The sequence below is a fragment of the uncultured Citricoccus sp. genome (assembly GCF_937871995.1).
Classification (GTDB): Bacteria; Actinomycetota; Actinomycetes; order Actinomycetales; family Micrococcaceae; genus Citricoccus.
The window spans coordinates 1-5,488 of sequence record NZ_CALMQR010000135.1; the positions used below are offsets into that span (position 1 = coordinate 1).

The 5,488-nt window shown below is 67.5% G+C and carries 4 protein-coding genes; 2 read left to right on the forward strand and 2 right to left on the reverse strand.

Features of this window, described 5'->3' with window-relative positions:
- The first annotated feature begins 87 nt into the window (after positions 1 to 87).
- Positions 88 to 2,064, forward strand: coding sequence for an MFS transporter (locus Q0283_RS16065; protein ID WP_221243349.1), 1,977 nt, complete (start codon positions 88 to 90; stop codon positions 2,062 to 2,064).
- Positions 2,065 to 2,593: 529 nt separating this feature from the next.
- Positions 2,594 to 3,445: an alpha/beta fold hydrolase gene (locus Q0283_RS16070; protein ID WP_183525436.1), complete on the forward strand. Its 852-nt coding sequence runs from the start codon at positions 2,594 to 2,596 to the stop codon at positions 3,443 to 3,445.
- Between the two features lie 280 nt (positions 3,446 to 3,725).
- Here the strand turns inward: Q0283_RS16070 and Q0283_RS17665 are convergent, their stop codons facing one another.
- Both Q0283_RS17665 and Q0283_RS16075 read right to left on the reverse strand, forming a co-directional pair.
- Positions 3,726 to 4,058 (reverse strand): histone-like nucleoid-structuring protein Lsr2, encoded by a 333-nt coding sequence (locus tag Q0283_RS17665; RefSeq protein WP_366134729.1) that lies wholly within the window; start codon positions 4,056 to 4,058, stop codon positions 3,726 to 3,728.
- 18 nt (positions 4,059 to 4,076) lie between these two features.
- Positions 4,077 to 4,922 (reverse strand): phosphatase PAP2 family protein, encoded by an 846-nt coding sequence (locus Q0283_RS16075; RefSeq protein ID WP_298045586.1) that lies wholly within the window; start codon positions 4,920 to 4,922, stop codon positions 4,077 to 4,079.
- Positions 4,923 to 5,488 lie beyond the last annotated feature (566 nt).

Below are 5,488 nucleotides of genomic sequence, written 5' to 3' on the forward strand. Positions count from 1 at the left end.
TGCCTTGGCCGAGTGCGCCCATTTCCTCCCCTATCCCACGCTCCGGTGTCTCCGAAGACGGGATGCCCTAGAAAGTACTGGTGGTCCATGACCGATGTCATCACCCGGGATGCCAACCCGCCCACGGACAGCATTCCCGCTCTACCTTCCCGCCCACGCGCCCAGAAACGTGTCGGTGGGATGATCGCCGTCGCAGCAGCCGCGGCCTTCCTGGCCACCTTCAACGAGACCTTCCTCAACGTGGCCTTCACGCCGATCATGGAGGACTTCGGCGTCGACGTGAACACCGTGCAGTGGCTGACCACCGGTTACCTGTTGGTGGCCGCGGTGTTCGTACCGGTCTCGAACGTGCTCTATCACCGGTTCCCCACCCGCCCGCTGTTCGTGGCCGTCGTTGCCCTGATGGTCCTCGGATCCGTGGTGGGAGCCTTCGCTCCGACCTTCGGAGTGCTCCTGGTGGCACGACTGGTCCAAGCCATCGGAACGGGCCTGCTCACCCCCATCGGCATGAACATCACCCTGGCCGTCTCGCCGCGCGAGAAGCTCGGCCTGAACATGGGCATCATGGCCGCGATGACCACCCTGGGGCCGTCCCTGGCGATCGTGCTCTCTGGCGTGCTGCTGACCATCGCCCCGTGGACCACCCTGATGTGGGTCTTCGGCGCTCTGTGCCTCATCGTCCTGCTCGCCGGCGCGATCACCTTGCGAACCGTCGCCGACCTGGGTCGGCCGGTCCTGGACATTGCCTCGCTCCTGCTGGTCGCGGTGGGTCTGGTCGGCGTCCTGTACGGCGTGACCGCGGCCTTCGGGGGATCCCCCCTCTACGCGGGCGTCGCCGGCGTCGTCGGAGTGTTCGCGATGTGGCGGTTCATCGTCCGCCAGCGTCGCATCAAGCACCCCCTGCTGGACCTGCGCCCGTTCTCCAGCCCGGCGTTCGTGTTCGGCGTGCTGATGACCATGCTGGGGCTGGTGTTCGTGTTCGCGATGAACGTCATCATCCCGTTGTACCTGCAGGGGGCACGCGAGATCACACCGCTGGGTGCCTCCCTCACGCTGGCACCGGGGATCCTTCTCACCGTGGTCATGGGGCCGGTGGCCGGTCGCCTCTTCGACCGCCGCGGCGGTCGCTGGTCGATCCCGCTCGGATTCCTCATCATGGCCGGCTTCGTCACGCTGGTGGCGGTCGCGGCGGGACAGGCACCGGTCCCGGTCCTCGGGTTGCTCTACATCCCCGCGGTGCTGGCTACCGCCTTCGTCATCGGACCCTCGCAGACGTTCGCCCTGTCCCATCTCGACCGGGAGACCAGTCCGCACGGCGTGACGGTGGTCTCCACCAGCTTCCAGATCGCCGGCTGTGTGGGCACCTCGCTGGCCGCCGGCATCTACGGTGCACTGACGGCCGCGAACGTACGCGCCGGGCTCGGCGAGAGCGAGGCAATGCTCACCGGCTTCCACGGCGCTGCCGCCCTGGTGGTCCTCACCTCACTCATCGGCATCGCCCATGCCATCCTCGCGTACCGTTCGGTTCGCTCGCGTCGCTCGGATGAGCTCGATCAGAGCTCGGCGCACACCGTCGCATCGATCATGAAGTCCGAGGTCTACGCCCTGTCCTGGGACCAGTCGGTGCTTGACGCCCTGCGCACCTTCGCAGCACGCGGCATCTCGGGGGCGCCGATCCTCGACGACAAGGGATCATTGGCAGGCTTCCTCTCCGACGGCGATGTCATGCGCTATCTGTCTGCCGCCCATCCGTCCTCGATCTCGATCTACTCCTATGCGGTTGGTGCCGATGACGACCTCGAACAGGCCATGTCCGATCTGGCGAACCTGAATGTCATGAGGCTGGCCACCCGCGATGTCGTCACCATCACGGCCGGCGCATCGGTCGCAGATGCTGTCGCTGCGCTGTCGGACGCACGGCTGAAGAAGGTGCCGGTGGTCAACGGCGAGGATGATCGCCCGGTGGGTATCGTGAGCCGGGCGGCGATCAACCTCCTAGCGATCGCCAACTACCTCCGCACTCGCGATCAGACCCTGCAGTCTGAAAAGACAACGACAGCCTGATCCGCAAAACAGCCGACACACCGTTCATAGGAGGAGGCCACCTTGGCTCGTCAGTCGGTGTCTTGGAGGCCCAGGACGATTTCATGGCCACGCATGCACCACAGCCTGTAGGCAGGATCGAACCGGGTAAGGCGTGGTGAGCCGAAAGCAGTGAGGCCCGCCGAGCGCAGAACGGTACGCAACGCCTTCAGATGCCTAAGATAGTCGGCCCCACTCCAGCGTCCCGAGGGCCTTGACCAGACCGGGGGACAGAATGCCTCCGTAACCGCCCACCACACTGACGATCGCTGACGACCCCTTGCCAGACCTCACCCCAGTAGTGGATCCCGTTTCGGGCAGGAGCCATTGCACATGCAGCCTCCGCCGGCCTCGGCGAACGGGTGCCGCAAGCCGCTCCCCCTAGGGGTCAACCCCGCTACCGGCATGGCTCAAGGGGGCGAGCTGCCGCGGGGTTGGGCGGGACGATCGGTGGGCGCGTGCGATGATCGGTGCGGAAGGCATCGGTTGGTCACGGCACGGGGGGGCAGGCATGGGTATCGAGCTTCGCGACATCTCGCTGGACGGGGGACGCATCCACTACCTGGTCGCCGGTTCCGGCCGGCCGCTGCTGCTCTTGCACGGCGTCGGGGAGAGCTCGGCGTACTGGCGCGAGGTCCTGCCCCGGCTGGCCAGCCGGTACACCGTGTACGCGCCGGACCTGCCCGGGTACGGCGCCAGTGACCCGTTGCCCTCCGATGAGGCGCCGGCACCGGAACGCCTGGCCGAGGCGATGGCGGCCTTCCTCGACACCGTCAACGGAGCCGAGGCGCCACCGGCCGTCGTGGTCGGTCACTCCCTGGGTGGCAGCATCGCCCTCGAGCTCGCCCTGGGCTACCCGGACCGCGTCCATCGCCTGGTCCTCGAGGACTCCGCGGGACTGGGCCATTACGTCAACCCGGCCCTGCGTGCCCTCACCGTCCCCGGTTACGGTGACGTCGCAACGCGAGCCGGACGCACGAGCATCGGCGCGGTCCACCGTGCGTGGGCCCGGATCCCGCTGATGTTCGCCCAACCACACTTGGCGCCGCCGCACTGGGTGGCGGAGCAGCGTCGCCTGGCGGGCCTGCCACACCACCTGCATACCTCCTTGGCCGCCCTGCGCACCCAGGCCGGTCCCTTCGGGCAGCGCCGGGTGCTGCTCGATGCCCTGCCCCAGCTCCGGATCCCCACCCTCATCATCTGGGGGGCTCAAGACGCGGTCGTCCCGGTATCCCAGGCCCGTCACGCAGCATCCCGACTGCGACATGGTCAACTCGCCGTCGTCCCGGGCTGCGGACACGTCCCCCACCTCGAACGCCCCGAGCACTTCCTGGACGCCCTCCAGTCCTTCGACACCACCTGAGGCACCCACCGTTTCCTCACGGATCCGGAGAATGGCCGGTGGTCAACGCTTCGGCTGAGGCTGCGCTGCTGAGATCTCTGGGCAACGTCGGGCCGATGATCATCGGCATCTGCGCGGGCGAGAAGTCCGGTTAGTCCTCGGGGGCGACCGGCGACACGTGCTCAGGAGACTGGGGGGACGTCAGCCCCCCGGCGGCGGGGCGCGGCGATTGCCGGCGTCCATCCAGTCAACGGCAGGGCGCCGCCGGGCTTAGACGGCTTGACGGTAGGCCTCGATCGCTTCACGATGAATACGCACGCGGGCGGCGACCTCGTACCCGTTGTTCTTGGCTCAGGTCCGGATGAGCGTGGCTTCCTGTGCGGCCTCCGGCGCCGCGACCGGGCGCGCGAAATACGTAGTTCCTCATTTCGGCCCGTAACTGCTTGGCAGTGTCCTGGCTGAGGTCGAGCTCGTAGTGCCGGCCATCCACACCGAACCGGACGGTCCCCGCAACCGGTGCACCGGTGAGGTCACCGACCAGGACCGTCTCGATCTCCATCGGGTCCCAGGTGACCTGGCCACCGGTGACTACGGACCTGTTCCTGGGCGGCCGCCGTCCGGCCGCGAGCTGCATCGTCTTGCTCGGGGTTGCTTACGGTTCGGCGAAGGGAGCCGGGGTGGTCCGTTTGCGAGTGGTCAGGTACAGGCGGTGGGCGGTGATGACAATCGCCAGCCATGCCAGGCCCAGGAGCCAGGCGGCGAGGACGTCGGTGAACCAGTGGTGACCCAGGAAGACCCGGCTGATCCCGATGGTGAGAGCGAAGGTTGACGCGAGGGTGATGGTCAGCACCCGGGTACGGCGGGAGTGTTGGCGCAATAGCAGTACATAGGCGACGATGCCAGCGATCACGAGCGCGTTGAGGGTGTGCCCGGACGGGAAGGATGCAGAGTGCTCATACGGGGGGACCGCATCAGCCAGGGGTGGGCGGGTCCGGCCGATGAGGTTCTTTCCGGACAGGGTCATGAACAAGGACCCGGCGGCGGCGGCGGTGATCAGGATGACGGGCGTCCAGGAGCGTCGCCTCAGGGCGAGGGTGACCATGGTGGCGGCGGCGAGGATGGGCATCCCCACCACCCCGGCGATATTGGTGTAGGCCGTGGCCAGGACGTTTGTGCCGGGAGAACGCAGCCCCAGCATGGTGTCCAGGACGGGGTGGTCAAGCGCGGCTACCCCGTTGGCCTGCGTGACGGCCTCATAGGTCTCCGAGGCCAGCCACGTCATCGTCACGGAGATCCCCGCCCCGAGCGCCAGGAGCAGCACCAAAGCCTGATAGGGGCCCAGGAGCCTGCCGATCCGGTTGACGCTGTCGGCGAGCCATAGGCCCGGGCCGGACTTCCACCGGGTGAGGTCCCGCGTCCCGATGTAACGGTCCTGGTCCAGCTCGCCCTCGGTACCCAGGCTGGCGGACCGTTCCGGTCCGGGAGTAGGTTCCGGCATGCTCATCTCCTTACTCGTCACTGGTTTTTCATGGGTCCCTCTTGGGTGCCGCGACATAGCCCCCGGCCCGACACCACACAGTGCGGGCTCTCCCGGGGGCATGGGCGACGGCATCCGGGCCGTCATCTTCACCGCCTGCGGACGTGGACGCTGGGACAACAGGCAGTGAAACAGTCCCCGCGACAGGCCAGTGCGGGGCACGGTACGGGAAGGGAGGGGTGCGACCCACGGAACCGGCGCGGCGGCACGCCTGGTTCGCAGGACCTGAACTGTACCTCGTAGCCGTCGCCCAGTTCGTCGGCCACGCGCGCGGCCAGACGGTTGCCCTCTGCGGTGAAGTGGCGGGCCAACTCCGCTGACTTTTAGGATGACGCACGCCCTACTTGCCTCCCCGGACGTGGTCGGTGAACCTCCATCCGCCTGAGGTCCTCGTGCCCTGGAGTCCGGCTAGGACTCTGAACCTCCGAAGCGTGAATCCGGCACATGATTGCATCCTCACGGAGCGCCGGAGGGGAACTTCCCTGCAGGGTCGTCGAACCATTGTGGGGCACCGGGGGCCGTCTTAG